26 protein-coding genes are annotated in these 25,367 nt (G+C 51.3%); 17 read left to right on the top strand and 9 right to left on the bottom strand.

What is annotated here, in order from left to right; all coding sequences use genetic code 11:
- The first annotated feature begins 56 nt into the window (after positions 1-56).
- The 5 genes from frdA (at position 57) to AC2CGP_RS19900 (ending at position 3,994) form a co-directional block, all read left to right on the top strand.
- The gene (frdA, locus tag AC2CGP_RS19920) at positions 57-1,847 is read left to right on the top strand and encodes a fumarate reductase (quinol) flavoprotein subunit (protein WP_032713498.1); all 1,791 of its coding nucleotides are present in this window, start codon (positions 57-59) and stop codon (positions 1,845-1,847) included.
- Entirely contained in the window at positions 1,840-2,574 is a 735-nt protein-coding gene (gene frdB, locus AC2CGP_RS19915; protein WP_015368648.1) for a fumarate reductase iron-sulfur protein, read from the top strand. The genes frdA and frdB overlap by 8 nt, the downstream gene beginning before the upstream one ends.
- Before the next feature lie 10 nt (positions 2,575-2,584).
- Positions 2,585-2,980, top strand: a complete 396-nt coding sequence (frdC, locus tag AC2CGP_RS19910) for a fumarate reductase subunit FrdC (RefSeq protein ID WP_484502446.1) — start codon at positions 2,585-2,587, stop codon at positions 2,978-2,980.
- A gap of 10 nt (positions 2,981-2,990) precedes the next feature.
- A complete protein-coding gene (gene frdD / locus AC2CGP_RS19905; protein WP_015368650.1) occupies positions 2,991-3,350 on the top strand; it encodes a fumarate reductase subunit FrdD in 360 nt (119 codons plus the stop codon).
- A gap of 113 nt (positions 3,351-3,463) precedes the next feature.
- Entirely contained in the window at positions 3,464-3,994 is a 531-nt protein-coding gene (locus tag AC2CGP_RS19900; RefSeq protein ID WP_110916295.1) for a lipocalin family protein, read from the top strand.
- Here the strand turns inward: AC2CGP_RS19900 and sugE are convergent.
- The 4 genes from sugE to efp form a co-directional block, all read right to left on the bottom strand.
- On the bottom strand, positions 3,991-4,308 hold the full coding sequence (gene sugE, locus AC2CGP_RS19895; RefSeq protein WP_015704154.1) for a quaternary ammonium compound efflux SMR transporter SugE: 318 nt from the start codon (positions 4,306-4,308) through the stop codon (positions 3,991-3,993). The two genes, AC2CGP_RS19900 and sugE, sit on opposite strands and share 4 nt — an antisense overlap.
- A 138-nt stretch (positions 4,309-4,446) precedes the next feature.
- Positions 4,447-4,593 (bottom strand): lipoprotein toxin entericidin B, encoded by a 147-nt coding sequence (gene ecnB, locus AC2CGP_RS19890; protein ID WP_015368653.1) that lies wholly within the window; start codon positions 4,591-4,593, stop codon positions 4,447-4,449.
- A 158-nt stretch (positions 4,594-4,751) separates the two neighbouring features.
- Positions 4,752-4,883: an entericidin A/B family lipoprotein gene (locus tag AC2CGP_RS19885; protein WP_015368654.1), complete on the bottom strand. Its 132-nt coding sequence runs from the start codon at positions 4,881-4,883 to the stop codon at positions 4,752-4,754.
- Between the two features lie 64 nt (positions 4,884-4,947).
- Complete coding sequence (efp, locus tag AC2CGP_RS19880) at positions 4,948-5,514, bottom strand: elongation factor P (RefSeq protein WP_003855940.1); 567 nt, start codon at positions 5,512-5,514, stop codon at positions 4,948-4,950.
- Positions 5,515-5,556: 42 nt separating this feature from the next.
- Between efp and epmB the strand changes: the two genes are divergently transcribed.
- Positions 5,557-6,588, top strand: a complete 1,032-nt coding sequence (gene epmB, locus AC2CGP_RS19875; RefSeq protein WP_020079829.1) for an EF-P beta-lysylation protein EpmB — start codon at positions 5,557-5,559, stop codon at positions 6,586-6,588.
- A 155-nt stretch (positions 6,589-6,743) separates the two neighbouring features.
- Here epmB and AC2CGP_RS19870 read toward each other — a convergent pair whose 3' ends face one another.
- Positions 6,744-7,295, bottom strand: a complete 552-nt coding sequence (locus tag AC2CGP_RS19870) for a winged helix-turn-helix domain-containing protein (RefSeq protein WP_015368656.1) — start codon at positions 7,293-7,295, stop codon at positions 6,744-6,746.
- A gap of 501 nt (positions 7,296-7,796) precedes the next feature.
- On the opposite strand from AC2CGP_RS19870, the gene AC2CGP_RS19865 reads away from it, so the two are divergent.
- From AC2CGP_RS19865 to yjeJ, 8 genes are all read left to right on the top strand, one after another.
- Positions 7,797-8,366, top strand: coding sequence for a fimbrial protein (locus AC2CGP_RS19865; RefSeq protein ID WP_015368657.1), 570 nt, complete (start codon positions 7,797-7,799; stop codon positions 8,364-8,366).
- 56 nt (positions 8,367-8,422) lie between these two features.
- Positions 8,423-9,109, top strand: coding sequence for a fimbrial biogenesis chaperone (locus AC2CGP_RS19860; RefSeq protein ID WP_015704151.1), 687 nt, complete (start codon positions 8,423-8,425; stop codon positions 9,107-9,109).
- 33 nt (positions 9,110-9,142) lie between these two features.
- The gene (locus tag AC2CGP_RS19855; RefSeq protein ID WP_020079831.1) at positions 9,143-11,689 is read left to right on the top strand and encodes a fimbria/pilus outer membrane usher protein; all 2,547 of its coding nucleotides are present in this window, start codon (positions 9,143-9,145) and stop codon (positions 11,687-11,689) included.
- A 23-nt stretch (positions 11,690-11,712) separates the two neighbouring features.
- Complete coding sequence (locus tag AC2CGP_RS19850) at positions 11,713-12,729, top strand: fimbrial protein (protein ID WP_032709650.1); 1,017 nt, start codon at positions 11,713-11,715, stop codon at positions 12,727-12,729.
- A 131-nt stretch (positions 12,730-12,860) separates the two neighbouring features.
- The gene (locus AC2CGP_RS19845; RefSeq protein ID WP_015704148.1) at positions 12,861-13,226 is read left to right on the top strand and encodes a hypothetical protein; all 366 of its coding nucleotides are present in this window, start codon (positions 12,861-12,863) and stop codon (positions 13,224-13,226) included.
- Positions 13,227-13,327: 101 nt separating this feature from the next.
- Positions 13,328-14,617, top strand: a complete 1,290-nt coding sequence (locus AC2CGP_RS19840) for an HlyD family secretion protein (protein WP_015368661.1) — start codon at positions 13,328-13,330, stop codon at positions 14,615-14,617.
- Complete coding sequence (locus tag AC2CGP_RS19835; RefSeq protein WP_213760159.1) at positions 14,610-16,733, top strand: peptidase domain-containing ABC transporter; 2,124 nt, start codon at positions 14,610-14,612, stop codon at positions 16,731-16,733. The genes AC2CGP_RS19840 and AC2CGP_RS19835 overlap by 8 nt, the downstream gene beginning before the upstream one ends.
- Positions 16,734-16,743: 10 nt before the next feature.
- Positions 16,744-17,613: a YjeJ family protein gene (yjeJ, locus tag AC2CGP_RS19830; RefSeq protein WP_058675925.1), complete on the top strand. Its 870-nt coding sequence runs from the start codon at positions 16,744-16,746 to the stop codon at positions 17,611-17,613.
- Positions 17,614-17,655: 42 nt separating this feature from the next.
- On the opposite strand, the gene AC2CGP_RS19825 is transcribed toward yjeJ, so the two are convergent.
- From AC2CGP_RS19825 to AC2CGP_RS19815, 3 genes are all read right to left on the bottom strand, one after another.
- Positions 17,656-18,009, bottom strand: a complete 354-nt coding sequence (locus AC2CGP_RS19825; protein WP_015368664.1) for a DUF4156 domain-containing protein — start codon at positions 18,007-18,009, stop codon at positions 17,656-17,658.
- 127 nt (positions 18,010-18,136) lie between these two features.
- A complete protein-coding gene (gene groL / locus AC2CGP_RS19820) occupies positions 18,137-19,783 on the bottom strand; it encodes a chaperonin GroEL (RefSeq protein ID WP_015368665.1) in 1,647 nt (548 codons plus the stop codon).
- Between the two features lie 37 nt (positions 19,784-19,820).
- Positions 19,821-20,114 carry a co-chaperone GroES gene (locus AC2CGP_RS19815; RefSeq protein WP_003855929.1) on the bottom strand — a complete coding sequence of 98 codons (294 nt, stop codon included), beginning with the start codon at positions 20,112-20,114 and terminating at the stop codon, positions 19,821-19,823.
- A 231-nt stretch (positions 20,115-20,345) separates the two neighbouring features.
- Between AC2CGP_RS19815 and yjeH the strand changes: the two genes are divergently transcribed.
- The gene (gene yjeH / locus AC2CGP_RS19810) at positions 20,346-21,593 is read left to right on the top strand and encodes an L-methionine/branched-chain amino acid transporter (protein ID WP_213760156.1); all 1,248 of its coding nucleotides are present in this window, start codon (positions 20,346-20,348) and stop codon (positions 21,591-21,593) included.
- Positions 21,594-21,624: 31 nt separating this feature from the next.
- Here yjeH and AC2CGP_RS19805 read toward each other — a convergent pair whose 3' ends face one another.
- The gene (locus tag AC2CGP_RS19805; protein ID WP_015368667.1) at positions 21,625-22,095 is read right to left on the bottom strand and encodes an FxsA family protein; all 471 of its coding nucleotides are present in this window, start codon (positions 22,093-22,095) and stop codon (positions 21,625-21,627) included.
- A 335-nt stretch (positions 22,096-22,430) separates the two neighbouring features.
- Here AC2CGP_RS19805 and aspA point away from each other — a divergent pair, with 335 nt between their 5' ends.
- Together aspA and AC2CGP_RS19795 are read left to right on the top strand one after the other, a co-directional pair.
- Positions 22,431-23,867, top strand: coding sequence for an aspartate ammonia-lyase (gene aspA, locus AC2CGP_RS19800; protein WP_015368668.1), 1,437 nt, complete (start codon positions 22,431-22,433; stop codon positions 23,865-23,867).
- Between the two features lie 116 nt (positions 23,868-23,983).
- Positions 23,984-25,285, top strand: a complete 1,302-nt coding sequence (locus AC2CGP_RS19795) for an anaerobic C4-dicarboxylate transporter (protein ID WP_015368669.1) — start codon at positions 23,984-23,986, stop codon at positions 25,283-25,285.
- Positions 25,286-25,367 lie beyond the last annotated feature (82 nt).

The raw sequence follows: 25,367 nt of genomic DNA, 5'->3' as shown, positions 1-25,367 counted from the left end.
CAGTGATACTTTTTCGCCAGCCCGGCGGCGAAATACACAAAAACTGGAGGAATGTCGTGCAAACTTTTCAAGCCGATCTTGTCGTCATTGGCGCAGGCGGAGCAGGTCTTCGCGCAGCCATCGCCGCTGCGCAGGCTAATCCAAAAGCCAAAATCGCACTGATTTCAAAAGTCTATCCAATGCGTAGCCATACCGTCGCCGCCGAAGGCGGTTCTGCGGCGGTCGCGCAGGATCACGATAGCTTTGAATACCATTTTCACGACACCGTCGCCGGCGGCGACTGGCTCTGTGAACAGGATGTTGTAGACTATTTCGTACATCACTGCCCCACGGAAATGACCCAGCTTGAGCTGTGGGGTTGCCCGTGGAGCCGCCGCCCGGATGGCAGCGTCAACGTTCGCCGCTTCGGCGGGATGAAAATCGAACGTACTTGGTTCGCCGCCGATAAAACCGGCTTCCATATGCTGCATACCCTCTTCCAGACCTCCCTCCAGTTCCCGCAAATTCAACGTTTCGACGAGCACTTCGTGCTGGATATTCTCGTCGATGACGGCCAGGCCCGCGGCCTGGTGGCAATGAATATGATGGAAGGCACGCTGGTGCAAATTCGCGCCAATGCGGTCGTCATGGCTACCGGCGGCGCTGGCCGCGTCTATCGCTATAACACCAACGGCGGCATCGTCACCGGCGATGGCATGGGCATGGCGCTGGGCCACGGCGTCCCGCTGCGCGACATGGAGTTTGTCCAGTATCACCCAACCGGCCTGCCGGGATCGGGGATCCTGATGACCGAAGGCTGCCGCGGCGAAGGCGGTATTCTGGTGAATAAAAACGGCTATCGCTACCTGCAGGATTACGGTATGGGGCCGGAAACGCCGCTCGGCGAGCCGAAAAACAAATACATGGAACTCGGCCCGCGCGATAAAGTCTCTCAGGCCTTCTGGCACGAGTGGCGCAAAGGCAACACCATTCCGACGCCGCGCGGCGATGTGGTTTATCTCGACCTGCGCCATCTTGGCGAGAAGAAACTGCTTGAACGCCTACCGTTCATCTGCGAACTGGCGAAAGCCTATGTCGGCGTCGATCCGGTGAAAGAGCCCATTCCGGTGCGCCCGACCGCCCACTACACCATGGGGGGTATCGAGACCGACCAGCAGTGCGAAACCCGCATCAAGGGCCTGTTCGCCGTGGGCGAATGTTCCTCCGTCGGCCTGCACGGCGCCAACCGTCTGGGATCCAACTCGCTCGCCGAGCTGGTGGTCTTTGGCCGCCTTGCCGGTGAGCAAGCTATGCAGCGCGCAATGGCCGCGGGCGAAGCCAACAACGCGGCGCTGGATGCGCAGGTCAACGACGTTGAAAACCGTCTGAAAGACCTCGTCAATCAACAAGGCAATGAAAACTGGGCCAAAATCCGCGATGAAATGGGTATGTCGATGGAAGAAGGCTGCGGTATTTATCGCACGCCGGAGCTGATGCAAAAAACCATCGATAAGCTGGCCGAGCTGCAGGAGCGCTTTAAGCGCGTGCGTATCACCGACACCTCCAGCGTGTTCAATACTGACCTGCTCTACACCATTGAGCTGGGTCATGGTCTCAACGTCGCCGAATGCATGGCGCACTCCGCTATCGCGCGTAAAGAGTCTCGCGGCGCCCATCAGCGTCTCGATGAAGGCTGCACTGAACGCGACGACGTCAATTTCCTCAAGCATACGCTCGCCTTCCGTGAGGCTGACGGCAGCACGCGCCTGGAGTATGGCGATGTGAAGATCACCACTCTGCCGCCGGCTAAACGCGTGTATGGCGCCGAAGCGGAAGCCGCTGAGAAGAAGGAGACGACCCATGGCTGAGATGAAAAAACTGAAAATTGAAGTGGTGCGCTACAACCCGGAAGTCGACACCGCGCCGCACAGCGCCTTCTATGAAGTCCCTTACGACGAACAAACCTCGCTGCTCGACGCGCTGGGCTATATCAAAGATAACCTCGCCCCGGACTTAAGCTACCGCTGGTCGTGCCGCATGGCGATCTGCGGCTCCTGCGGCATGATGGTCAATAAGGTGCCAAAACTTGCCTGTAAAACCTTCCTGCGCGATTACAGCAAGGGTCTGAAGGTTGAAGCGCTGGCTAATTTCCCGATTGAGCGCGATCTGGTGGTCGATATGACCCACTTTATCGAAAGTCTGGAAGCGATTAAGCCGTACATCATCGGTAATGCGCGCACGCCGGATCAGGGGCCGAATAAACAGACCCCGGCGCAGATGGCGAAATACCATCAGTTCTCCGGCTGCATCAACTGCGGTCTGTGCTATGCCGCCTGTCCGCAGTTTGGTCTGAACCCGGAGTTCATTGGCCCGGCGGCGATCACCCTCGCCCATCGCTACAACGAAGACAGCCGCGACCACGGCAAAAAGGAACGTATGGCGCAGCTCAATGCCCAGAACGGCGTGTGGAGCTGTACTTTCGTCGGCTTCTGCTCCGAAGTTTGTCCGAAGCATGTCGACCCGGCGGCCGCCATTCAGCAGGGCAAGGTAGAAAGTTCGAAAGACTTCCTGATCGCCACCCTGAAACCACGCTAAGGAGTGCACTATGACGACTAAACGCAAACCCTACGTGCGGCCCATGACCTCCACCTGGTGGAAGAAGCTGCCGTTTTATCGCTTCTATATGCTGCGTGAAGGGACAGCGGTACCAACGGTCTGGTTCAGCATCGTGCTGATTTACGGCTTGTTCGCCCTTAAGCACGGCGCCGAAAGCTGGGAGAGTTATGTGGCCTTCCTGCAAAACCCGATTGTGGTGATCCTCAACCTGATCACCCTTGCAGCGGCGCTGCTGCACACCAAAACCTGGTTTGAGCTGGCGCCGAAAGCCGCCAACATCATTATTAAAGGCGAGAAAATGGGGCCTGAGCCGCTGATTAAAGGGCTGTGGGCTGTTACGGCGCTGGTTAGCATCGTGATCCTGTTTGTCGCGCAGTTCTGGTAAGGAGGCTGATATGATTAATCCCAATCCAAAACGTTCCGATGAACCGGTGTTCTGGGGGCTGTTTGGCGCAGGCGGTATGTGGGGGGCGATTATCGCGCCGGTGATGGTGCTGCTGGTCGGCATACTGCTGCCGCTGGGGCTCGCGCCTGGCGATGCTTTCAGCTACGAACGCGTTTACGCCTTCGCCCATAGCTTCATCGGTCGCCTCTTTATCTTCCTGATGATTGTTTTGCCGCTGTGGTGCGGCCTGCACCGTATCCACCATGCGATGCACGACCTGAAAATCCACGTGCCGAACGGCAAATGGGTCTTCTATGGCCTGGCGGCGATTTTAACCGTCGTCACCCTGGTCGGCGTGTTATTTATCTGATGCAACATCTCGCCCGGTAGCAATCTGTTACCGGGCTCGCTTATCGACAAAATCGCCCTACTTTTTTCCTGCCGCTATCTACACTTAGAGAAAAAGCGGTAAGGAAGATACCTATGCGTCTGCTGCCAGTGTTAACCGTGGTTATCGCGTCATTGCTGAGCGTTGCGTGCAGCAATCCCGTTCCTCCCGCTGGCGTGACCGTCGTCAGCCCATTTGAAAGCCAACGCTTCCTCGGCACCTGGTATGAAATCGCCCGCTTCGATCATCATTTCGAAAGCGGGCTGGAAAAGGTCACCGCGACTTACAGTCTGCGCGGCGATGGCGGCATTGATGTGGTTAATAAAGGTTATAACCCCGAGCGTGGGATCTGGCAGAAAACAGACGGCGTTGCCTGGTTCACCGGCGCTCCCAACCGCGCGGCGCTGAAGATCTCTTTCTTCGGCCCCTTCTATGGCGGCTACAACGTGATTGCGCTGGATAAAGAGTACCGCCATGCGCTGGTTTGCGGTCCGGATCGCGATTACCTGTGGCTACTGGCGCGCACGCCGAAGATTTCGCCACAGGTGAAACAGCAGATGCTGGATATCGCCACCCGGCAGGGCTTCGACGTAAGCAAACTGATTTGGGTTAACCAGCGCTATTAATGCGCGCTGAGTTTCAGCCCGATAATGCCGATCACAATACAGGCGAGGCTCGCGATACGCATCGGGCTTGCGGATTCGCCCAGCAGCACGATGCCGGTTATCGCTGCGCCAACGGCGCCGATCCCGGTCCACACCGCATAGGCGGTACCCACCGGCAGTGATTTCATCGCCCACGATAACAGCGCCATACTGACGACCATAGCGGCTATGGTAATCACACTTGGCAGCAGGCGGCTAAATCCATGGGTATATTTGAGGCCGACGGCCCACACGACTTCCAGCAAACCGGCGATAAAGAGAATGATCCAGGACATAAGGCTCCAGTAATGGGGCCGTCCCCGGATGAGATACGCTCACGGGTCGTCCCGCAAGGTGGTTGAAAACGTCGGGATTATAAACAACGGCGCCGGCAATGTGAAGACCGGTACGGCGCGAGGCCGCACCGGTAATGTTTAATTCTGAGCTTTGGTCGCCGCACCAGAGATAGCGCTGCCGCCGTCAGAAATGTCTTCACCGATACCACGCGTGGTGTTACATGCAGTGAGCACAGAAGAAAGGACCAAAACAGTAAAGAACGCCGCAATCGTTTTTTTCACCATAATATCATCCTTATAAACAGTTTTTGTTTTCTTGCCCTATAAGCATAGCCAAACTGATTCAGAATGAAGGGATAGTCGCGTTTTTTAAGAGAAAAAGAGGTTCAGGCGGAACTTAGCAAGATGAATTCAGAGAATGAGAATGATCTAATGAAATGAGATTAGCTAACGGCGTGAGAAATGGCATGCCCCAACCCCTGGATATCTTCGCCAAAACCGCGAGCGGTATTGCATCCAGTAAGCAACGCGCCGCTGAGCAGCAGCAAGGCAAGAAGTTTGAGCGTCTGGTTCATGTTAGTCCCGGCGTGAAACTGAAGGCGCAGCAACCAGGCTGCGCCCACCGTCTCAAAGCATGAATTACTTCACGCGAGATACGTATTCGCCGGAGCGGGTATCTACTTTGATGACTTCGCCGATCTGAACGAACAGCGGAACTTTAACCACTGCGCCAGTGGACAGAGTCGCCGGCTTGCCGCCAGTACCTGCGGTATCGCCTTTCAGACCTGGATCGGTTTCAACGATTTCCAGTTCAACGAAGTTCGGCGGCGTGACAGCGATAGGCTGACCGTTCCACAGGGTAACGATGCACTCAGCCTGATCCAGCAGCCATTTCGCGTTGTCGCCGATAGCTTTAGCATCAGCAGACAGCTGTTCGAAGGTTTCGTTGTTCATGAAGTGCCAGAACTCACCGTCGTTGTACAGGTAAGTCAGGTTCATATCGACAACGTCCGCGCCTTCTGCAGAGTCGGTGGACTTGAAGGTTTTTTCTACACGGGTGCCGGTCAGCAGGCGGCGCAGCTTAACGCGTGCGAATGCCTGGCCTTTACCTGGTTTAACGAATTCGCTGGCTTCAACCGCATACGGTTCGCCATCCATCATGATTTTAAGACCAGCACGAAAATCGTTGCTATAGTAAGTCGCCATAAGGCCCTCTGAAATTGTTTAACTTGGTAGCTAAGCCACAAAATGGCGCATATTGTAACCCTAAATACCCCATCCAGAGAAGATTGGATCACGCAACTTGCCGATGTTGTGACCAGTCCCGATGAACTATTGCATCTTTTAGATCTGGAAACAGATGCAAACCTATTGGCGGGACGCGATGCGAAGCGTCTCTTCGCGCTGCGCGTACCGCGCGCATTTATCGCGCGTATGGAAAAAGGCAACCCAAACGATCCTCTTCTTCGTCAGGTACTTACCGCACAAGAAGAGTTTGTTGCCGCCCCAGGTTTCTCCACCGATCCGCTGGAAGAACAACACAGCGTTGTACCTGGCCTGTTGCATAAATATAGCAACCGGGCGCTATTGCTGGTGAAAGGCGGTTGTGCGGTCAACTGCCGCTACTGCTTCCGCCGCCATTTCCCCTATGCCGAGAACCAGGGCAATAAACGCAACTGGCAGGCGGCGCTCGAGTACATAGCCGCCAATCCGCAGCTTGATGAAATTATTTTTTCCGGCGGCGATCCGCTCATGGCCAAAGACCATGAGCTTGACTGGTTGCTGACGGAACTGGAAGCGATCCCGCATATTAAACGGCTACGCATCCATAGCCGCTTGCCGATTGTCATACCGGCGCGGATCACCGAAGGGCTGGCGGCTCGCTTTAACACCTCATCGCTGCAGATACTGTTGGTCAACCATATTAATCATGCCAACGAGATCGGCCCGGAGTTCCGGGCAGCGATGGCGCGGCTGCGGCAAGCGCGCGTAACACTACTCAACCAAAGTGTTCTGTTACGCGGAGTTAACGACAATGCGCAAACCCTGGCGGACCTCAGCAATGCATTGTTCGACGCCGGGGTAATGCCCTACTACCTGCACGTGCTCGATAAAGTCCAGGGCGCAGCCCACTTCATGGTAGAAGATGAGGAAGCACGGGCGATCATGCGTGAGCTATTAACGCTGGTATCTGGTTATATGGTGCCAAGACTGGCACGTGAAATCGGCGGCGAACCGAGTAAAACGCCGCTGGATTTAGGTTTGAAACAACAGCCCTAGGCCCCTCTCTGCCGGCCCTGTCCGGCAGATACTTGAAAAGCATATTTTCCAGTTAAATATACCACTAGTTTTCCAGCCTTCGCCTGAATACAGTGCATTCTTGAGCTTTATAATTATATATTAAGTACAATTTAAACGATGTAGTAATAATGCTTCTAATAAAATAACGAAAGGATATTAGTTACAGCCATAATTACGAACATAAGAATAAACCACATGGGTAATTTAAATGCTCTATCTCTTTTGTTTTCAATATAATTTTGGCGCTCATTGTTATTTATCTCTGGCACACTATCTTCTATTGTTACAACTTTTTTTATTAAGGGGGTTATCTGGCAGGTAGACACTTCTTCCTCAGCTTTGACAACCGGTACGATCAAGGAACCAGTTGCAAGAATAAACCCACGCTGCCTGACAGTAACAATGATATCCTGTGATAATCCAGCCTTCAGCAGTGATTTTCTGAGCAATGATATGTTTTGATAAAAAGTATTTTGCGCGACGACAACCCCCCTTGTTTTCCAGACAGATTCCAGAAATTCTTCTCGAGAAATGATTCGTCCATTACTTTCAATTAACAATTGTAGACAACGTGCAGTTGGACCATTCAAGTTAATGCTTTCACCATTTCCATTAACAGGTCGTAACTCACTCATATTCACATCGAATATGACTTCATTATTAATAATGAACTCGCTAAATGCCATAATGCTTTTCCTTTTATTCATTAGTCACGTGAATTAAACATGAAGTTAATGAGATTCCATTTTTGAACTTGAGCAAATAGCCCTAAACAGCCCTGCCGTTAGATAGTTTCACATCTCAATCATTGGCTCTCCATTTTCGAACGGCGCCAAGGCCAACGTGACCTTTTAACGAAAAGGAAGCCAAGTATATTGTCGAACATTCATCACGTTAACGCAACTACTATTCAAGGAGATTAAAATGTGAAACGTTCCTCCCATCATTAAAATAGGTTATTCAATTAAAATTCACATGCATTTTACCTGCTTGCCAATTAAATTCCTCACTGCTCCCGTCTTACGCTAATTGCGGGCAAGTACCTGCATATTACAAAGGACACCAAAGGAGTAAAGAACGGGATAGTGTTAAGACTCAGCGTCAATTAACGGTTATTCAGTGATCCGTTAATTAAAACTGAGGCAACATCTATTTCAGGGATTACGTATTTATACATGGACAAATAAATGAAAAAAACAATCGTAGCTGTAATGGTTGCTGCATCTGCAGTTCTGAGCGCACAGGCAATGGCCGCTAACACTGCTGAAGTGACCGTTCTTGGCGAAGTCAACGACTCCTCTTCTTCTTGCGTAGTCACCCCGACTGGTACTCTGAACAACGGCATCGTTCGTCTGACTTCTGTTACCACCAGCGAAGCGAATGCACAGACTGCTAACGTCCTGTTCAAAAGCCAGAAGTTTGGTTTTGACGTTTCTGATTGCGCCAAAGGCAGCGAAAAACCAGCAACCGGCCTGACTGTTGCAGTTACTGGTACCACCAGCGCCAACGCAACAATTCTGGACAACACCGCTGACGACGGCGCTGCCGGCATCGGTATCGGCATCGCGAAAGCCAGCGATGGTTCTCGTGTAGCCTTCGATGGTTCCCAAACCATGGCTGAAACCTACACTGACGGTTCCGTCACTTCTCTGAACTACTACGCGGGTTATGTGAAAGTAAACGAAGCTACCACCGTAACCGAAGGTCCGGTTAAAGGCGTAGCAACCTTTACTATCGACTATACCACTGGCGCTTAATTTTACCCCGAAGGGCTCGCTGTCTGGCGAGCCCTTTTTTCGTTTAGAGAAATGCTATGTTCAGGACCTTATTTAAACTTGTCTTTCCCTGTTTTTTACTGATAAGCGGCATTGCGCATGCCGGTATCGTCATTGAGTCTACCCGCTATCTTTACAAAGAAGGCTCCCGTGAAGTAACGGCACAAATAGAGAACAAAGACGGTATCCCCTATTTAATCAAGTCCTGGATTGAGACCCCAAAAGGACAAACGCCGTCATTCATGGCCACGCCGCCACTGTTTCGTCTCGAAGCAAAACAACAAAATACCGTTCGCCTGTTTTCTACAGGTAATGTCGCGGCGCCAACCGATCGCGAATCGATATTTTATTTCAACGTTATGGCTATTCCCCCCGCGGATGATACGAATGCTAAAAATAATACCATCCAGCTGGCGGTTCGCCATCGTATGCGTCTGGTATTTCGGCCAAAATCGCTGTTTGATATGACCCCGAATACCGAAGCGGCAAAACTTGAATGGCGAAAATCAGGCAATAAATTATCAATTAAGAACCCTACGCCATTTTTCTATTACTTCAATACAATAAAAATCGGTAATACCGAAATTAAAAATGAAGTGAGTTCTGTCCCGCCGATGGAGACCAAGGAAGTCACTTTAAAACAAAATGTAACCGCATCAGGTATTACATGGAAAATAGTCAACGATTATGGCGGAGCCGGAACGCTCTATTCATCATCGTTGTAATTGGAAGTTGTTTAACCTTATAGGGATGTGTCTATGCAAAATAAAAATAAAGACCTATTCAAACTATCAGCGCCAGGAATTGCATTACTGGCCGCATTTTTTTCTGGTTTGGATAACAAAGCGCAAGCACGTGATTTTTTCGATCCCTCATTCATAAACTCATTGAATGGTAGCGATCCTTCAAACGCCCCAGACTTATCTGTGTTTGAAGCCAGGAACGCGCAGGCTCCCGGTAACTACCGGGTGGACATCGTCTTTAATGGCCAATACCTGGATACCAAAACTATAAAATTTGTGATTGATAATAGCCGGGCCAGCACCGCTAGCGATGAGATCAAACTGGCGCCCTGCTTCAGTCTCAAGGACTTATCGCAATATGGTGTTAGAGTTAAAGCATTCACGAAATTGAAAGAAGATGCTAATGGTTGTACTAACCTGACGGTTATTCCAGATACCAAAGCGGGTTTTGATTTTAACGCGCAGCGTTTAAATATCTCCATCCCTCAGGCGGCATTATCTACCGTCGTGCAAGGATTTATCCCTGAGGATCAATTTGACGACGGAATTAACGCGCTACTGGTGAATTACCAGTTCAGCGGCTCGGATGATTTCGAATCCGAAGACGAATACTATAGTCTTAACCTCCAGTCCGGCTTAAACCTCGGCCCCTGGCGCATCAGGAATCTGAGCACCTGGAATAAAACAAAAGGCGACGCAGGCGACTGGGAGTCGGCGTACCTGTACATGCAGCGTAGTATACGCCCCATTAACAGTAATTTGGTGATGGGCGAAAGCTCCTCGCTTTCCGGGATCTTTGACAGCGTTCCGTTTACTGGGGTCCAACTCGCGACGGATACCTCCATGCTGCCAGAGAGCCTGCGCGGCTATGCGCCAATTATCCGAGGGATTGCAAAAACCAACGCCAGGGTGATCGTTAAGCAAAACGGCTATCAGGTCTATCAGACCTACGTTGCCCCCGGCGCCTTTGAAATCACCGATATGTATCCCAGCGGCGGTAGCGGCGACCTGTATGTAACCGTAGAAGAATCAGATGGCTCAAAGCAAGAATTCATCGTACCGTTCGCCACGCTACCGGTCATGGTGCGTGAAGGCCAGCTGCAGTATGAAATCACTTCAGGTAAATATCGCCCATATGATGACGGCGTACATGAAACGCCATTTACCCAGGCAACGGCCAGCTACGGGATGTCCAGTAGCCTGACCGCCTACGGCGGGATGCAGATGGCCTCGCATTATCAGGCGTTGTCATCCGGTCTCGGCTATAACCTCGGCGATTTCGGAGCCGCGTCAGCTGACGTCACCCAAGCCTGGTCAAAAATGCAGGATCGGGAAAAGACTTCGGGACAGTCCTGGCGAATCCGTTATGGTAAAAACATCCTTGATACCGGCACCAACATCACCATCGCTGGCTATCGATACTCTACTAAGGGATTTAACACCTTATCCGAGGTGCTGGATAGTTATGCTAATGACGGTCGCTATACCACCCGTTCATTACGCAATCGCACCAACCTGACCCTCAACCAAAGTCTGGGTAAAGGCCTGGGCAGCGTATCTATTAGCGGGCTGGTTGAAGATTATTGGGATGATAAACGCACCAACAAATCTATCAGCGTTGGCTATAACGGCGGCTTTAGAAATGTGAACTTCTATCTGGGCTATAGCTATAGCCGCTATACCTGGAGCAACAATAGCTCCGACAGCGACGCGCAGGACGATCAGCGCATTACGTTGACCGTCACGCTGCCAATCAGCAACTGGCTCCCTGGCACCTACACCAGCTATCAGCTCACCAATAGTAACCCCGGCTCGACGGATCAATCCGTCGCTATCGGCGGCGTGGGGCTGGAAAACGATAGCCTGGACTGGAGTATCCAGCAGGGATATAGCAACCGTGAGTATTACAGCGGCGACATGCGCGCTACCTATAACGGTTCCCAGGGCAGCATCAATGCCGGTTATAGCTACGATCGTGACAGTCAGCGCGTGGATTATGGCGCCAGCGGTAGCATTATCGCCCACGCCGACGGTATTACGTTAGGACAGGACATCACCGATGCCGCCGTGCTGGTTAAGGCTCCAGGCTTAGATAACGTCAAGCTGACTACCGATAGCACTATCTCAACCGACTACCGCGGCTATGCCATCGTGCCTTACGTCACCCCTTATCGCCGCACTGATATTACCCTTGATAGCACCACGCTTGGTGATGATATGGAACTGCCGGAAACGACGCAAACCGTGGTGCCAACCCGCGGCGCCATTGTACGGGCCAACTACGACGGCAAGATCGGACAACGCGCCTTTATTCACCTGAAAACGGCTAGCGGTCAAGACGTTCCTTACGGCGCTATGGTCTTACTGGCCGACGATGCGAAAAGCCAGGCGAGTATCGTCAGCGACGCCGGGATGGTCTATATGTCAGGTCTGCAGCAAACCGGGACGCTCAACGTACAGTGGGGAAAAAGTAGTTCCCAGCAATGTAAAGCCCCCTTCACGTTACCTCCGCGAGAAGGCAAAACCGCTGGCTTAAACCAGATCGAAGCGGTGTGTCGCTAGCCATTATTTAAGGACGAATATTGATGAAGAGAATGTTTATTCTATTAATGCTTTTAGTTACCTGCGGTGAGGCGACTGCAAAATGTAGTTACTCAGGCAGCATCCAGCGGCAAGCATTTACTATTAGAGCAAAAATACCAACAGACGACTCAATTCCAGTGGGAAGCATATTATATTCGGCTAAATACGGCACTGGTAACTATAAAAACTTCTCATGTAGCCAAAAAACTAACGATCAGTATATAACTACCATCAGTACACCAGAAGTAGCTGGCGTTACAGGAATACAGGGAAAGCCAGTATATGAAACCGGAATTGACGGTATTGGATTCCAGATATCCGATCTTCTGGAAAGCAAAAATGGCGCATTAGTGCCTGCTGTCGCGGGCTCAGTACTAGTACCATTTGAAAATACGTCAGATAATTACTATAAATTCATTACCGTGTGGTTTATCAAAACCAAGCAGGTCATTGATACTTCAGGTTCGGACTCAAATCCATCAATAAGTTTCTCTGTCGGCAATCCTACCACCAACCCTGGAAGTAATGACAAACTATTATATACAACCAATATCAAGCTAAAAAACACCAAATATCAGGCAACCTCATGTGACATATCACCATCCAGTTCACAAATAACGCTCGGCCGGATTAAAAAAAGCACGCTAATGTCGGTCTCCCGCGGCGGCGTCACGCCAGAGCAAAAGAATTTCTTATTAACCATTACCTGCCCTGCAGGTTCCATCGGGAATACTTTAATGTACTGGTTTAATCCGATAGGCACCGCGAGCACATCTGGCGATGGTATCATTGATAATATGATAACCGACGATTCTGGCGCCAAAAATGTTGGTATCATTTTCAAACAAACTGGCACCCCGTTAGTCTTTTATGATATGGATAGCTACAGTTTTAATAGTGCCGCAACATCGCAGGTGATCAATCTCACCGCTGATTACTATCGCAAAAGCAATAGTGTTGACGACATTACAAATGGTAGAGTTAAAGCAATGTTAGAAGTAGTTATTCAGGAACAATAAAATCCTCAAACAGACATGAATTCTACATGAATTCATGTCTGTTGAGTTGTTAAAACTACAAACCTCATTTACATTTTCTTCCGTCCTATAATTAGGCCAACTAGTAATAATATTAATTTAAAGGAATAAATATGAAGGAATTAACTGTATTTGAAATGGAAGAGATCTCCGGTGGTTACACTTGGGATTTCTCATCAGTTACCTCCACTATCACTTCACTAGCTAGCAATGCGGTAGAGGCTCTTGCTATTGGAACATTAGGTGCCATTATTGTGTCAGCCGTCGGCACGTGGATTGGTGGTGTTCAAGGCGGTCATAATGGTGGTATTTTGGGACTTGGCCTACTTGGTAATGCTGTAGGGGCTGTTGTTGGCTTTGTTCTTGGTGCTATTACCGGAGCTGCTGGAGCCGTCGCATTCGGTTGGGACAAGTCAATGGCTATTTTCCAGGAATTTATAGATAGTGCCCTTGATGGTACCTTTGCACCGGGATCTTGATAATAATTTCGCGCGTTGGAAAAAGTTCCATACAATAAACAAAGGCCTTTAGGCCTTTGTTTTATATCCAATCCAAGCCAAAGTAAATATAACTTATCAATATGAATAAAAATCTCTATCGCAAGGAAGCGATCGAATACAAAAGGCATCACTGGAAAGGGAAAGCCTTGTTGCTCGCTGGCTTACCCGCCTGGTTAATCGCCTTATTGTCGGCATTATTTCTCATTGCGCTTATCTGCGCATTGATATTTTGCAAGTTTACCCAGCGTGTAGATGTTAAAGGCGAAGTCATTACCCTGCCTCACTCAATTAACGTCTTTGCGCCACAGCAGGGGTTTATCGTCAAGCAATTCGTAAAAATTGGTGACGTCGTTAAAAAAAACCAACCGCTATACGAGATTGATGTTTCCCGCAGCACCACCAGTGGCAATGTTAGCGCGGCACAGATAGAAGTTATCAATGAAAAAATCGCCAACTCTGAAGATATTATTAAAAAACTGGAAGATAATAAAAACCAGACGTTAAATGCGCTGAATGCGCAGTTGAAAACTACCACTGCCTCCCTGAAGGAGACCAACCGTATGCTGGTCAACACCCAGGTAGGCCTGAAGAAAATGCATGATAACCTTTCCAGCTACGATAAATACCTTAGCAACGGCCTGATAACAAAAGATCAGTATAACTATCAGCACTCTTTATACTTTCAGCAGCAGAGTGCCTACCAGTCTTTAGTTAGCCAAAAAATGCAACTCGAATCGCAAATTACACAACTTAATAGCGATATAATCACTAAAGCTGCTGATTTTGACAACCAAATTTCCAGTCAATACAACCAGGCCAATGATTATAAAAATCAGTTAGTGGAATCTAATGCTAACGGTAATATTATTATCAAATCGACCAGCGATGGCAGGATTGAATCACTGTCGGCTACCCAAGGGCAAACCGTTGATAATGGAAGTAGCCTGGCCCAGATAAAACCGACCGGAAACGTTGAGTATTATCTCATTCTGTGGCTACCCAACAATACCATTCCGTATTTAAAAACGGGAGATACCATCAATATTCGCTATGATGCCTTCCCATCGGATAAATTTGGTCAATTCCCAGGAAAAATTATATCCATATCATCAATGCCAGCGTCACGGCAAGAAATGTCTGAATACACCAACGTCAGTAACGGTACCAATCAGCAACAAGAACTGGCGCTGTATAAAGCGATTGTCAAAATTAAAGATAAACAGTTCGAATATGACGGGAAAAAGCTAAGCCTCTCCAATGGGCTTAAAGCACAGGCTGTTGTCTTCCTTGAAGAACGCCCTCTCTACATGTGGATGTTTACTCCGGTTTATAAGATTACTCAAAGCGTGAGCGGCCCGATTCATGACTAATGAACTGTTTGAAAAAATTACGGCGAAAGTTAATTTTTCAATACTGAAAAAAACGCCGGTCATATTGCAATCTGAAGCCGCCGAGTGTGGCATTGCCTGTCTGGCAATGGTTTGCGGCCATTATGGTCTCGATATCGATCTGTTCAATTTCCGTCAACGCTTTGGCAGCCCCTCCCAGGGGGTAACGTTGATGTCACTGAGCAAAACGGCAGAACATGCTGGCTTAAAAAGCCGTGCGCTGTCGCTCGATCTTGATGAAATCAGACAATTAAAGCTGCCCTGCGTTATCCACTGGGGAATGAACCACTACGTCGTGCTCACCAAAGTACGCAAATCTAGCTTTGTGGTTCACGACCCGGCGCTGGGTAAACGCATTATCGGCATTCAGGAAATGTCGAACAACTTTACCGGCATCGCGTTAGAGTTATGGCCCGATCAGAACTTCCAGCAGGAAAAAGCCAAATCTCGCCTGCGTTTGTTAGATCTGATGCGTAATATTGTTGGCTTAAAATCAGCGCTGCTGAAAATTTTCGCCTTTTCCGTCGTCGTTGAAGCGATTGGACTACTGTTGCCAATAGGCACGCAGTTGGTCACTGACCACGTGATCATGGCCCACGATCAAAGCCTGCTCTCGGTTATCTGTATTGGTCTGGTCTTCTTTACCCTCTTCCGCACCTTTATCAGTATGCTGCGCGCATGGACTTCACTGACGCTCAACACGCTAACCAATATTCAGTGGAAAACCACTCTATTCGATCATTTGGCTAGCCTGCCGCTGGCATTTTTCGAAAAGCGTCATCTGGGGGATATTCAGTCCCGTTTCTCTTCGCTGGATACCATTCGCTCCACGTTCACTAATAGCATCGTCAGCGGCATTATCGACTCGATCATGACAATCGGCCTGCTGATTATGCTCACCCTGTACGGCGGTTGGCTAACATGGGTCGTCGTTGGCTTTACCTTATGTTACGCCCTTATGCGTCTGGGAACTTATCGCTTCTATCGCCGCGTTGCTGAAGAACAGGTAATCAAAGGCGCGCGCTCCAGTTCACACTTTATGGAGTCGCTATACGGTATTTCGACCATCAAAGCGCTGAACCTGAAAGAACGCCGCTCTCAGCACTGGCTGAATATCAACATCGACGCCTGTAATGCGGGGATCAAACAGACCCGTTTCGACATGATGTTTAGCGGTATCAATACCTTTATTACCGCCATCGATCAGGTTGCGGTACTGTGGCTGGGCGCCATTATGGTTATTGATAATGAAATGACCCTCGGTATGTTTATGGCTTTTAACGCCTACCGGGGCCAGTTCTCCCAGCGCGCATCCAGCCTGGTTGATCTTACCATGCAGCTGCGCATGCTCTCGCTGCATAACGAGCGTCTTTCAGAGATCGTCTTCAGCGAACCAGAGCAAGAGCTACCGTCACGTGAAGTCTTTTCGAAGGATGCCGGCGCCAGGCTTGAAGTCAGAAATCTCAGCTATCAATACGATCCCTTTTCGCAGCCGATTTTCTCAAATCTGAACATCACCGTTGAGCCGGGGGAATCCGTCGCGCTGGTCGGCCCGTCCGGCGTCGGTAAGACCACGCTATTGAAAGTGATGTGCGGGCTGCTCTCGCCCACCAGCGGCGACGTCTTCGCCGATAATCTCGATATCCAGAAGATAGGTCTAAATAACTATCGCCAGGGAACCGCCTGCGTGCTGCAGGAGGACCGCCTCTTTTCCGGGTCGCTTATCGATAATATCAGCGGTTTTGAAGATAACGCCGATGTGGATTTTGTCGTCGAATGCGCCAAACACTGCAACATTCACGACGAAATTATGAAAATGCCGATGGGCTATGAAACCATCGTTGGTGAGTTGGGCCTGGGGATTTCCGGGGGCCAAAAGCAACGTATTTTGATTGCCCGCGCGCTTTACCGTAAACCGAGCATTCTGTTTATGGATGAGGCCACCAGCCATCTTGATTTAAGAAATGAGTCGGTTATCAACCAGTCTATTTCAGGCCTCAGTATTACCCGCGTCATCGTCGCCCACCGCCCGTCAACCATCGCCTCTGCCGATCGGGTTATTGACTTATCGCAGTCAAGAATACCAATGCCAGCGTAAGGAGAAGAGTATGCAAGGAACGTTTATTGGTTTTAACACCGCCGGAATTACCTACGAAGACCATTTCATGGCGCTGCTGCTGAAAGTAAAACATCAGAATGGCATGTTTCAGACGTACTATTTGCAGGCGCCGGTGCTGGCTGACCTGCTCATGGTCCTGGCAAACCGGATGTCTATTTTCTTGCAGAGATTACAGCAGGATGGCGAGAATGAGTCTCAGAAAGTGGAGCTTCTTGCCTACAATGAAACGCTAATAGCCAACACGCCAGAGATAGATATGTTGGAGGTACAAAACCCCAACCCGGAGCTGCGAATCATGTCGATCACCCTGAAACCAGGGGAAACAGAATCGACGCTGATATTAATGCTGCAGAACGAGCAAATAGCAACTCTACGGATTGATGACCGCCAGGTCGAAGCGCTGATATTGGGGATCCAACAATCTCTCACCATGGCCGCGGACACGAAACTGAATGAATATTTAGCTTTGGCTCTGGACTTCGTACTGCTGTATACCGTCGATTTAACGACCCAACCTAATATCGAGTACCAGCAATACGCTCAGGAAGAGTGGAAGTTAAATCTGTTCAACCATCATCTTGGCGTGCTGTATAGCTACGAGCAGGAAGAGGGTAAAAAAGTACTCTCTGGCGCGGTGATTAAAACCAGCGCCGCGCATCAGTCAGATTTTGAAAAAAGTATCGCGCTACGTCTGATTGAAAAGAGCCAGAAGCTAAAACAAGTTCACAACCAACATACACCGTATCAAATCTTCAGCAAGGTGATTCCATCCGCACCGGGACAAATGCTGACTAAGGATGAATGCTTAAAGTCATTGCACGAATTCTACGTGGCTACCAAAGCAGCGCTTGAGGCATAAATTGTTAAGCACTCTCTGCGCAGGCAGAGAGTGCTTAACGCATCAGTTCGGGCACTTATAAACCTGGCCGTTCATCTGGCTATCGGTCGGGACAAAGCTCGACAGCAGATTTTGCGTCGGGCTGCTCACGCCATAAATGACGTTACCGCCCATGGCCGCCGCCTGGTTACGCAGCGCATTCGCCGCGCCGCGCATCGAGCCGCCTTCATCGCCATTCTGCCCGGACAGCCAGTTGCTTTGCGTGCCGGTTGCCGTCCCTAACAGCTGGCATTCCGTTCCCGGTTTATCTTCAACAAAACGCACGCTCTGGCCGCCTGCGGTTAATTCGTTGCTGGAACTGCAACCCGCTAACAATAAAGCTGCGCCGACAATCCCTGCTAAATATTTTACCTGCATGTTATTCCCCAATGAGCTGGACGCACTGGCCCGGATGTAAACCTTATACTAAAAAGCCAGCAAAAAGAAAAACCCCCAGCCATTTCTGACCGGGGGTTTCTGCATTTTTATGCCGTATAGCGCACGATTACATCATGCCGCCCATACCGCCCATGCCGCCCATACCGCCAGCAGCACCTAAGTCAGGCGCGTCGCCTTTCGGCAGGTCGGTCACCATGCACTCGGTGGTGATCATCAGACCAGCAACGGATGCCGCGTACTGCAGCGCAGAACGGGTGACTTTAGTCGGATCCAGGATACCGAAGTCGATCATGTTGCCGTACTCTTCGGTAGCCGCGTTGTAACCGTAGTTACCGTCGCCTGCTTTCACGTTGTTGGCAACAACAGACGGCTCTTCGCCGGCGTTGGAAACGATCTGACGCAGCGGCGCTTCCATTGCGCGCAGCGCAACTTTGATACCGACGTTCTGATCTTCGTTCTGACCGGTCAGGCCAGCGATTTTCGCCGCCACGCGGACCAGCGCTACGCCGCCGCCAGCTACCACGCCTTCTTCAACCGCAGCACGGGTCGCGTGCAGGGCATCGTCAACGCGCGCTTTTTTCTCTTTCATTTCAACTTCGGTAGCAGCACCGACTTTGATTACCGCAACACCGCCGGCCAGTTTAGCCACGCGCTCCTGCAGTTTTTCACGGTCGTAATCAGAGGTCGCTTCTTCGATCTGCTTACGGATCTGAGCAACGCGGCCCTGAATTGCGGCTTCTTCGCCAACGCCATCGATGATGGTGGTGGTGTCTTTATTGATAACAACGCGTTTCGCCTGACCCAGGTCTTCCAGAGTCGCTTTTTCCAGCTCCATACCGATCTCTTCAGAGATAACGGTACCGCCAGTCAGGGTCGCGATGTCCTGCAGCATAGCTTTACGACGGTCGCCGAAGCCCGGCGCTTTAACCGCTGCAACTTTCACGATGCCGCGCATGGTGTTAACAACCAGGGTCGCCAGCGCTTCGCCTTCAACGTCTTCAGCGATGATAACCAGCGGTTTGCCAGCTTTCGCTACGGCTTCCAGAACCGGCAGCATTTCGCGGATGTTGGAGATTTTTTTGTCAGCCAGCAGGATGAACGGGCTTTCCAGTTCAACAGCGCCGGTGTCCGGCTTGTTGATGAAGTAAGGAGACAGGTAGCCGCGGTCGAACTGCATACCTTCAACCACGTCCAGTTCGTCTTCCAGACCGGTACCGTCTTCAACGGTGATAACGCCTTCTTTACCGACTTTATCCATCGCTTCAGCGATCAGTTTACCTACGGTTTCGTCGGAGTTAGCGGAGATAGTACCAACCTGAGCAATGGCTTTAGAGTCAGAGCACGGTACGGACAGCGCTTTCAGTTCTTCCACAGCGGCAACGACAGCTTTGTCGATACCACGTTTCAGATCCATCGGGTTCATGCCCGCAGCAACGGCTTTCAGACCTTCGTTAACGATAGCCTGAGCCAGTACGGTTGCGGTGGTGGTACCGTCGCCTGCAGCGTCGTTCGCTTTAGAGGCAACTTCTTTCACCATCTGCGCGCCCATGTTTTCGAATTTGTCTTCCAGTTCGATTTCACGAGCAACGGAAACGCCATCTTTAGTGATGGTCGGCGCGCCGAAGGATTTGTCCAGAACAACGTTACGGCCTTTCGGGCCCAGGGTGACTTTAACTGCATCTGCCAGTACGTTTACGCCGCGCAGCATTTTTACACGAGCGTCGTTACCGAATTTTACGTCTTTTGCTGCCATTTCTTTTATTCCTCAAATTCGTTCAGGGTCGTGCGAATTACGCTTCAACAATTGCCAGGATGTCGCTTTCGGACATGATCAGCACTTCTTCGTTGTCGATCTTCTCAGACTTCACGCCGTAACCATCGTTGAAAATCACGATGTCACCAACTTTAACGTCCAGCGGCTGCACAGTTCCGTTTTCCAGGATGCGGCCTTTACCGACAGCGATGATTTCGCCACGAGTTGATTTAGCTGCCGCAGAACCGGTCAGAACGATGCCGCCTGCAGATTTGGTTTCAACTTCTTTACGTTTGACGATCACACGATCATGTAACGGACGAATACTCATTGATAGCTCTCCTTCGAGAAAGTCATTATCAGTTATGGATGGCGCCGGGCCGTAAACGGTTTCCGACTAGTGCAGAGAGAGATGGGGATGGCCATTTACGGCTTCAAGGGGAAAATTAAAAAAAAATTTCCGCCTGTGCGCTGACGCGCAAAAATATTCCCGCGGCGGCTGCGCTATCTGGCGCAAAGGGTTGTGATAACATCGTTTTTTTGCCGCGCGCAGGGTTGAGTCATGAGTGGGTTAAAACAGGAGCTGGGGTTAGGTCAGGGAGTCGGGTTGCTTTCAACATCACTACTGGGAACCGGCGTGTTCGCCGTACCGGCGCTGGCGGCGCTGGTCGCAGGCGATAATAGCCTGTGGGCGTGGCCGGCGCTGATTCTCCTGGTCTTTCCCATCGCTATCGTGTTTGCCGTGCTTGGGCGCCACTTTCCCAGCGCTGGCGGCGTGGCTCATTTTGTAGATATGGCGTTCGGCTCGCGTCTGGCGCGGGTAACCGGTTGGCTGTTTTTGTCGGTGATCCCGGTGGGCTTACCCGCCGCCCTGCATATCGCCACCGGTTTTGGCCAGGCGCTGTTCGGCTGGCACGATACTCAGCTGTTGCTTGCCGAGCTCGGCACGCTGGCGATCGTCTGGTGGGTGGGCTCGCGCGGCGCCAGTTCCAGCGCTAATCTACAGACGCTGGTCGCGGTAATGATTGTCGCGCTGATCGTCGCCATCTGGTGGCGCGGCGGCATAAACCCGGCGCAGATCCCTTTCCCGCAGCCTAAAGACGTCGACACATCGCAGCTGTTTGCTGCGCTATCGGTAATGTTCTGGTGCTTCGTCGGCCTTGAAGCCTTTGCTCATCTGGCATCAGAGTTTAAACGTCCGGAGCGCGACTTCCCCCGGGCGCTGATGATTGGCTTATTGCTGGCAGGAACCGTTTATTGGGGCTGTACCGTGGTGGTACTGCATTTTCGCGCCTTCGGTGCGGAAATGGCGGCAGCGGCCTCGCTGCCAAACATCGTGGTACGGCTGTTCGGCGTGCAGGCGCTGTGGGTCGCCTGCGTGATCGGCTATCTCGCCTGCTTCGCCAGCCTCAATATCTATATCCAAAGTTTTGCCCGCCTGGTCTGGTCGCAGGCGCAGTTCAAGCCGGAAGGTTATCTGGCCCGCCTGTCGCCGCGTCAGGTACCGCGCAATGCGCTGAATGCGGTCTTAGGCTGCTGCGTACTCAGTACGCTGTGCATTTACGGGCTGAACATTAATCTCGATGCGCTGATCGTCTATGCCAACGGCATTTTCATCATGATTTATCTGCTGTGCATGCTGGCGGGATGCCGACTCCTGCACGGTAAATACCGCGTGCTGGCCATTGTGGGCAGCGTGCTCTGCGTTTTGCTATTGGCAATGGTCGGCTGGAAGAGCTTGTACGCCATTATTATGCTGGCGGTGCTGTGGTTCGCCTTACCTGCACGGTCATCCTCAGCAAGCCGATAACAAAAAACCGGCGCAGGCCGGTTTTGTCGTTTTAGCGGTCGTCTTTGTGATCCAGACGGTCGCGTTCGTCGTCTTTGCGCTGGAACTCCCCTTCGAAGGTGTCTCCGTTGCCGGCGCCAGCGCTAAAACCGCCGCCCGGCATCCGGCTAAAGCGCAGATACGGCATCAGTTTTAAAGTCATCAGCTTTTGCACCGGCGGCAACAGCAGCAGCAGGCCGAGGAAGTCGGTAAAGAAGCCCGGGATCAACAGCAGCAGCCCGGCGATAATCAGCGACACGCTTTTGATCATTTCTGCGGCAGGGCTTTCGCCAGCCGCCATTTTCTGCTGCATCAGCATCAGGTTTTTGAAGCCCTGGTTGCGCACCAGCGACATCCCCACCACCGAGCTAAAGATAACCAGAATCAGCGTCAGCAACACGCCAAGCACGTGTGCGACCTGGATAAAGATCGAGATCTCGACGTAAACGTATAAGAAAAAGGCAATAAATGGGATCCAACGCACCGGCGTCTCCTTCATTCGGCCGTCGTCGCAGACGCCCGTAGTGATAAATTTGCTATTCGCGTCATAGGAATGTGGGGTTGGCGCGCCATTTTTCAATCAACGGTAACGGCATTTTTTTCAAAAATAGTAAAGCGGTGACTCATTTCACAGATTAATAATTCTTATCCGCCGCGCTATATAATAAGTGATCAAGGTTACTGAACTTCGCTATCATCAGCATATGATCGTGGGCACCGGGCCGGTTAAGGAAATAATCTTCGGTCTGAAAATACGCTAAATCCTATAAATTCTGTGTATTTGGTGAATTCATTGGCAGCTTGAAAAAGAAGGTTCACATGTTAAACAACATTCGTATCGAAGAAGATCTGTTGGGCACCAGGGAAGTTCCAGCTGACGCATACTATGGCGTTCATACTCTGAGAGCGATTGAAAACTTCTACATCAGCAACAACAAGATTAGCGACATCCCTGAGTTTGTTCGGGGCATGGTGATGGTGAAGAAGGCCGCCGCGCTGGCTAACAAGGAACTGCAAACCATTCCTAAAAGCGTAGCGAACACCATTGTCGCCGCATGCGATGAGGTGCTGAACAACGGTAAATGCATGGACCAGTTCCCGGTTGATGTGTTCCAGGGCGGCGCGGGCACCTCCGTCAATATGAACACCAACGAAGTGCTGGCGAATATCGGTCTGGAACTGATGGGCCACCAGAAAGGTGAATACCAGTTCCTCAACCCTAATGACCACGTCAACAAATGCCAGTCCACCAACGACGCCTACCCAACCGGTTTCCGCATCGCGGTCTATGCTTCGATTCTCAAATTAATCGATGCCATCAAACAGTTGGGCGAAGGTTTCCAGGCGAAAGCCGTCGAGTTCCAGGACATCCTGAAAATGGGCCGCACGCAGTTACAGGATGCGGTGCCGATGACCCTCGGCCAGGAATTCCACGCTTTTAACGTTCTGCTGAACGAAGAAACCAAAAGCATTCTGCGTACCGCAGAACTGCTGCTGGAAGTGAACCTCGGCGCGACCGCTATCGGGACTCGCCTGAACACCCCTGACGGCTACCAGCAGCTGGCGGTACAGAAACTGGCGGAAGTCAGCAACCTGCCGGTCGTTCCGGCGGAAGACCTGATTGAAGCGACTTCTGACTGCGGCGCGTATGTGATGGTTCACAGTTCGCTGAAACGCCTGGCGGTCAAACTGTCCAAGATTTGTAACGACCTGCGCCTGCTCTCTTCCGGGCCGCGCGCTGGCCTCAACGAAATCAACCTGCCAGAGCTGCAGGCCGGTTCCTCTATCATGCCGGCAAAAGTTAACCCGGTGGTGCCGGAAGTGGTTAACCAGGTGTGCTTCAAAGTTATCGGCAACGATACTACCGTAACCATGGCCTCTGAAGCCGGTCAGCTGCAGTTGAACGTTATGGAGCCGGTGATTGGCCAGGCGATGTTTGAATCTATCCATATCCTGACTAACGCCTGCTACAACCTGCTGGAAAAATGCGTGAACGGCATTACCGCCAACAAAGCGGTATGCGAAAGCTACGTCTACAACTCCATCGGTATCGTGACCTACCTCAATCCGTTCATCGGCCACCACAATGGCGATATCGTCGGCAAGATTTGCGCCGAAACCGGTAAGAGCGTACGTGAAGTGGTACTGGAACGCGGGCTGCTGACCGAAGCCGAACTGGATGACATTTTCTCCCCGCAAAACCTGATGCATCCGGCTTATAAAGCAAAACGGTATACCGATGAAAGCGAACAGTAAGCTTTCAGGGTAAACTAACCAAAGGCATGTCAGTGATGACATGCCTTTTTGCTTTTTTGGGTTTACGAAACGACAACAATTCAATATCAACTTGTTAAAAAACAAGGAAGGCATATATGTTTGGTGCAGAGCTCGTGGTTGTCCTGCTGGCAATCTATTTGGGGGCCCGACTCGGGGGCATTGGTATCGGCTTTGCCGGTGGCCTCGGCGTCCTCGTCTTAACCTTAATTTTTCAAATTCCACCCGGCGCAATCCCCTTTGACGTCATTGAAATCATCATGGCGGTTATCGCCGCAATCGCCGCGATGCAGGTCGCCGGAGGGATGGATTATCTGGTCAGCCTCGCCGAACGTATGCTACGCCGCCATCCCAAGTACATTACCTTCCTTGCGCCGCTGGTCACCTGGTTTATGACCGTGCTGGCAGGCACCGGTCATACCGCGTTCTCTACCCTGCCAGTGATTACCGAAGTGGCGAAAGAACAGGGTATTCGCCCTTCCCGCCCGCTCTCCATCGCCGTTGTCGCTTCGCAGATTGCGATTACCGCCTCGCCGATCTCCGCGGCAGTGGTCTTCTTTGCCGGTATTCTCGAACCGCTTGGCGTCAGCTACCTGACGCTGCTGGCGATCTGCCTGCCGGTTACCCTGATTGCCGTCATGCTGACCGCCGTGGTCTGTAACTTCCTCGGCTGCGAGCTGAAAGACGACCCGGTCTACCAGGAACGGCTGGCAAAAGGGGAAGTGAGCCTGCGCGGCAGTCAGGTCTTCGAACTGAAGCCGCATGCTAAACGCTCCGTCCTGCTGTTCCTCGTCGGCATCGTCGCGGTCATGTTCTACGCTACTGCCATCAGCGACACCGTCGGCCTGATCCAGAACCCGGTACTGCCGCGTAACGAAGCGATCGTAGTCTTCATGCTGACCATCGCCACGCTGATTAGCATCACCTGTAAGATCGACACTGGCGAAGTGCTGAACGCCAGCACCTTTAAGTCCGGGATGAGCGCCTGCGTCTGCGTGCTCGGCGTCGCCTGGCTTGGAGATACCTTCGTCAAAGCGCACATTGCCGATATCCAGACGGTAGCGGGCGATCTGCTGCACAACTATCCGTGGCTGCTGGCGGTAGTGCTGTTCTTCGCCGCTACGCTGCTCTATTCACAGGCCGCCACGACCAAGGCGTTGATGCCCGCCGCGCTGCTGCTCGGCGTCACCCCGCTGACGGCAATTGCCTCATTCGCCGCGGTCTCAGCGCTGTTCGTGCTGCCAACCTATCCGACCCTGCTGGCCGCGGTTGAAATGGACGACACCGGCTCCACGCGTATCGGCAAATATGTCTTTAACCACGCCTTCCTGATCCCGGGCGTCATCGCCATTACGCTTTGCGTGATCCTCGGATTCATCTTCGGCGGCCTCATGCTGTAAGATCGTTAAAAAGGGGCCAGTAAAGTAACTGGCCCCTTTGGTTAATCTCCCCGCATCATGCATGCTATAGTGCCTCTTTTCG

It is taken from the genome of Klebsiella sp. SYXHC3 (assembly GCF_057196925.1).
Note: the sequence above shows the minus strand (reverse complement) of the source record. Positions and strands in the feature narration are given on the sequence as shown.

What these genes read in the sequence shown, in the direction of transcription:
- AC2CGP_RS19840 (WP_015368661.1), top strand. Translation starts at nt 13,328, where the DNA reads ATGAATAAAAATCTCTATCGCAAGGAAGCGATCGAATACAAAAGGCAT.
- efp (WP_003855940.1), bottom strand. Translation starts at nt 5,514, where the DNA reads ATGGCGACTTACTATAGCAACGATTTTCGTGCTGGTCTTAAAATCATG.
- yjeH (WP_213760156.1), top strand. Translation starts at nt 20,346, where the DNA reads ATGAGTGGGTTAAAACAGGAGCTGGGGTTAGGTCAGGGAGTCGGGTTG.
- AC2CGP_RS19855 (WP_020079831.1), top strand. Translation starts at nt 9,143, where the DNA reads ATGCAAAATAAAAATAAAGACCTATTCAAACTATCAGCGCCAGGAATT.
- groL (WP_015368665.1), bottom strand. Translation starts at nt 19,783, where the DNA reads ATGGCAGCAAAAGACGTAAAATTCGGTAACGACGCTCGTGTAAAAATG.
- AC2CGP_RS19835 (WP_213760159.1), top strand. Translation starts at nt 14,610, where the DNA reads ATGACTAATGAACTGTTTGAAAAAATTACGGCGAAAGTTAATTTTTCA.
- AC2CGP_RS19825 (WP_015368664.1), bottom strand. Translation starts at nt 18,009, where the DNA reads ATGCAGGTAAAATATTTAGCAGGGATTGTCGGCGCAGCTTTATTGTTA.
- AC2CGP_RS19795 (WP_015368669.1), top strand. Translation starts at nt 23,984, where the DNA reads ATGTTTGGTGCAGAGCTCGTGGTTGTCCTGCTGGCAATCTATTTGGGG.
- epmB (WP_020079829.1), top strand. Translation starts at nt 5,557, where the DNA reads ATGGCGCATATTGTAACCCTAAATACCCCATCCAGAGAAGATTGGATC.
- AC2CGP_RS19870 (WP_015368656.1), bottom strand. Translation starts at nt 7,295, where the DNA reads ATGGCATTTAGCGAGTTCATTATTAATAATGAAGTCATATTCGATGTG.
- AC2CGP_RS19865 (WP_015368657.1), top strand. Translation starts at nt 7,797, where the DNA reads ATGAAAAAAACAATCGTAGCTGTAATGGTTGCTGCATCTGCAGTTCTG.
- aspA (WP_015368668.1), top strand. Translation starts at nt 22,431, where the DNA reads ATGTTAAACAACATTCGTATCGAAGAAGATCTGTTGGGCACCAGGGAA.
- AC2CGP_RS19845 (WP_015704148.1), top strand. Translation starts at nt 12,861, where the DNA reads ATGAAGGAATTAACTGTATTTGAAATGGAAGAGATCTCCGGTGGTTAC.
- frdB (WP_015368648.1), top strand. Translation starts at nt 1,840, where the DNA reads ATGGCTGAGATGAAAAAACTGAAAATTGAAGTGGTGCGCTACAACCCG.
- sugE (WP_015704154.1), bottom strand. Translation starts at nt 4,308, where the DNA reads ATGTCCTGGATCATTCTCTTTATCGCCGGTTTGCTGGAAGTCGTGTGG.
- frdC (WP_484502446.1), top strand. Translation starts at nt 2,585, where the DNA reads ATGACGACTAAACGCAAACCCTACGTGCGGCCCATGACCTCCACCTGG.
- AC2CGP_RS19900 (WP_110916295.1), top strand. Translation starts at nt 3,464, where the DNA reads ATGCGTCTGCTGCCAGTGTTAACCGTGGTTATCGCGTCATTGCTGAGC.
- ecnB (WP_015368653.1), bottom strand. Translation starts at nt 4,593, where the DNA reads ATGGTGAAAAAAACGATTGCGGCGTTCTTTACTGTTTTGGTCCTTTCT.
- yjeJ (WP_058675925.1), top strand. Translation starts at nt 16,744, where the DNA reads ATGCAAGGAACGTTTATTGGTTTTAACACCGCCGGAATTACCTACGAA.
- AC2CGP_RS19860 (WP_015704151.1), top strand. Translation starts at nt 8,423, where the DNA reads ATGTTCAGGACCTTATTTAAACTTGTCTTTCCCTGTTTTTTACTGATA.
- AC2CGP_RS19850 (WP_032709650.1), top strand. Translation starts at nt 11,713, where the DNA reads ATGAAGAGAATGTTTATTCTATTAATGCTTTTAGTTACCTGCGGTGAG.
- AC2CGP_RS19815 (WP_003855929.1), bottom strand. Translation starts at nt 20,114, where the DNA reads ATGAGTATTCGTCCGTTACATGATCGTGTGATCGTCAAACGTAAAGAA.
- AC2CGP_RS19885 (WP_015368654.1), bottom strand. Translation starts at nt 4,883, where the DNA reads ATGAACCAGACGCTCAAACTTCTTGCCTTGCTGCTGCTCAGCGGCGCG.
- frdD (WP_015368650.1), top strand. Translation starts at nt 2,991, where the DNA reads ATGATTAATCCCAATCCAAAACGTTCCGATGAACCGGTGTTCTGGGGG.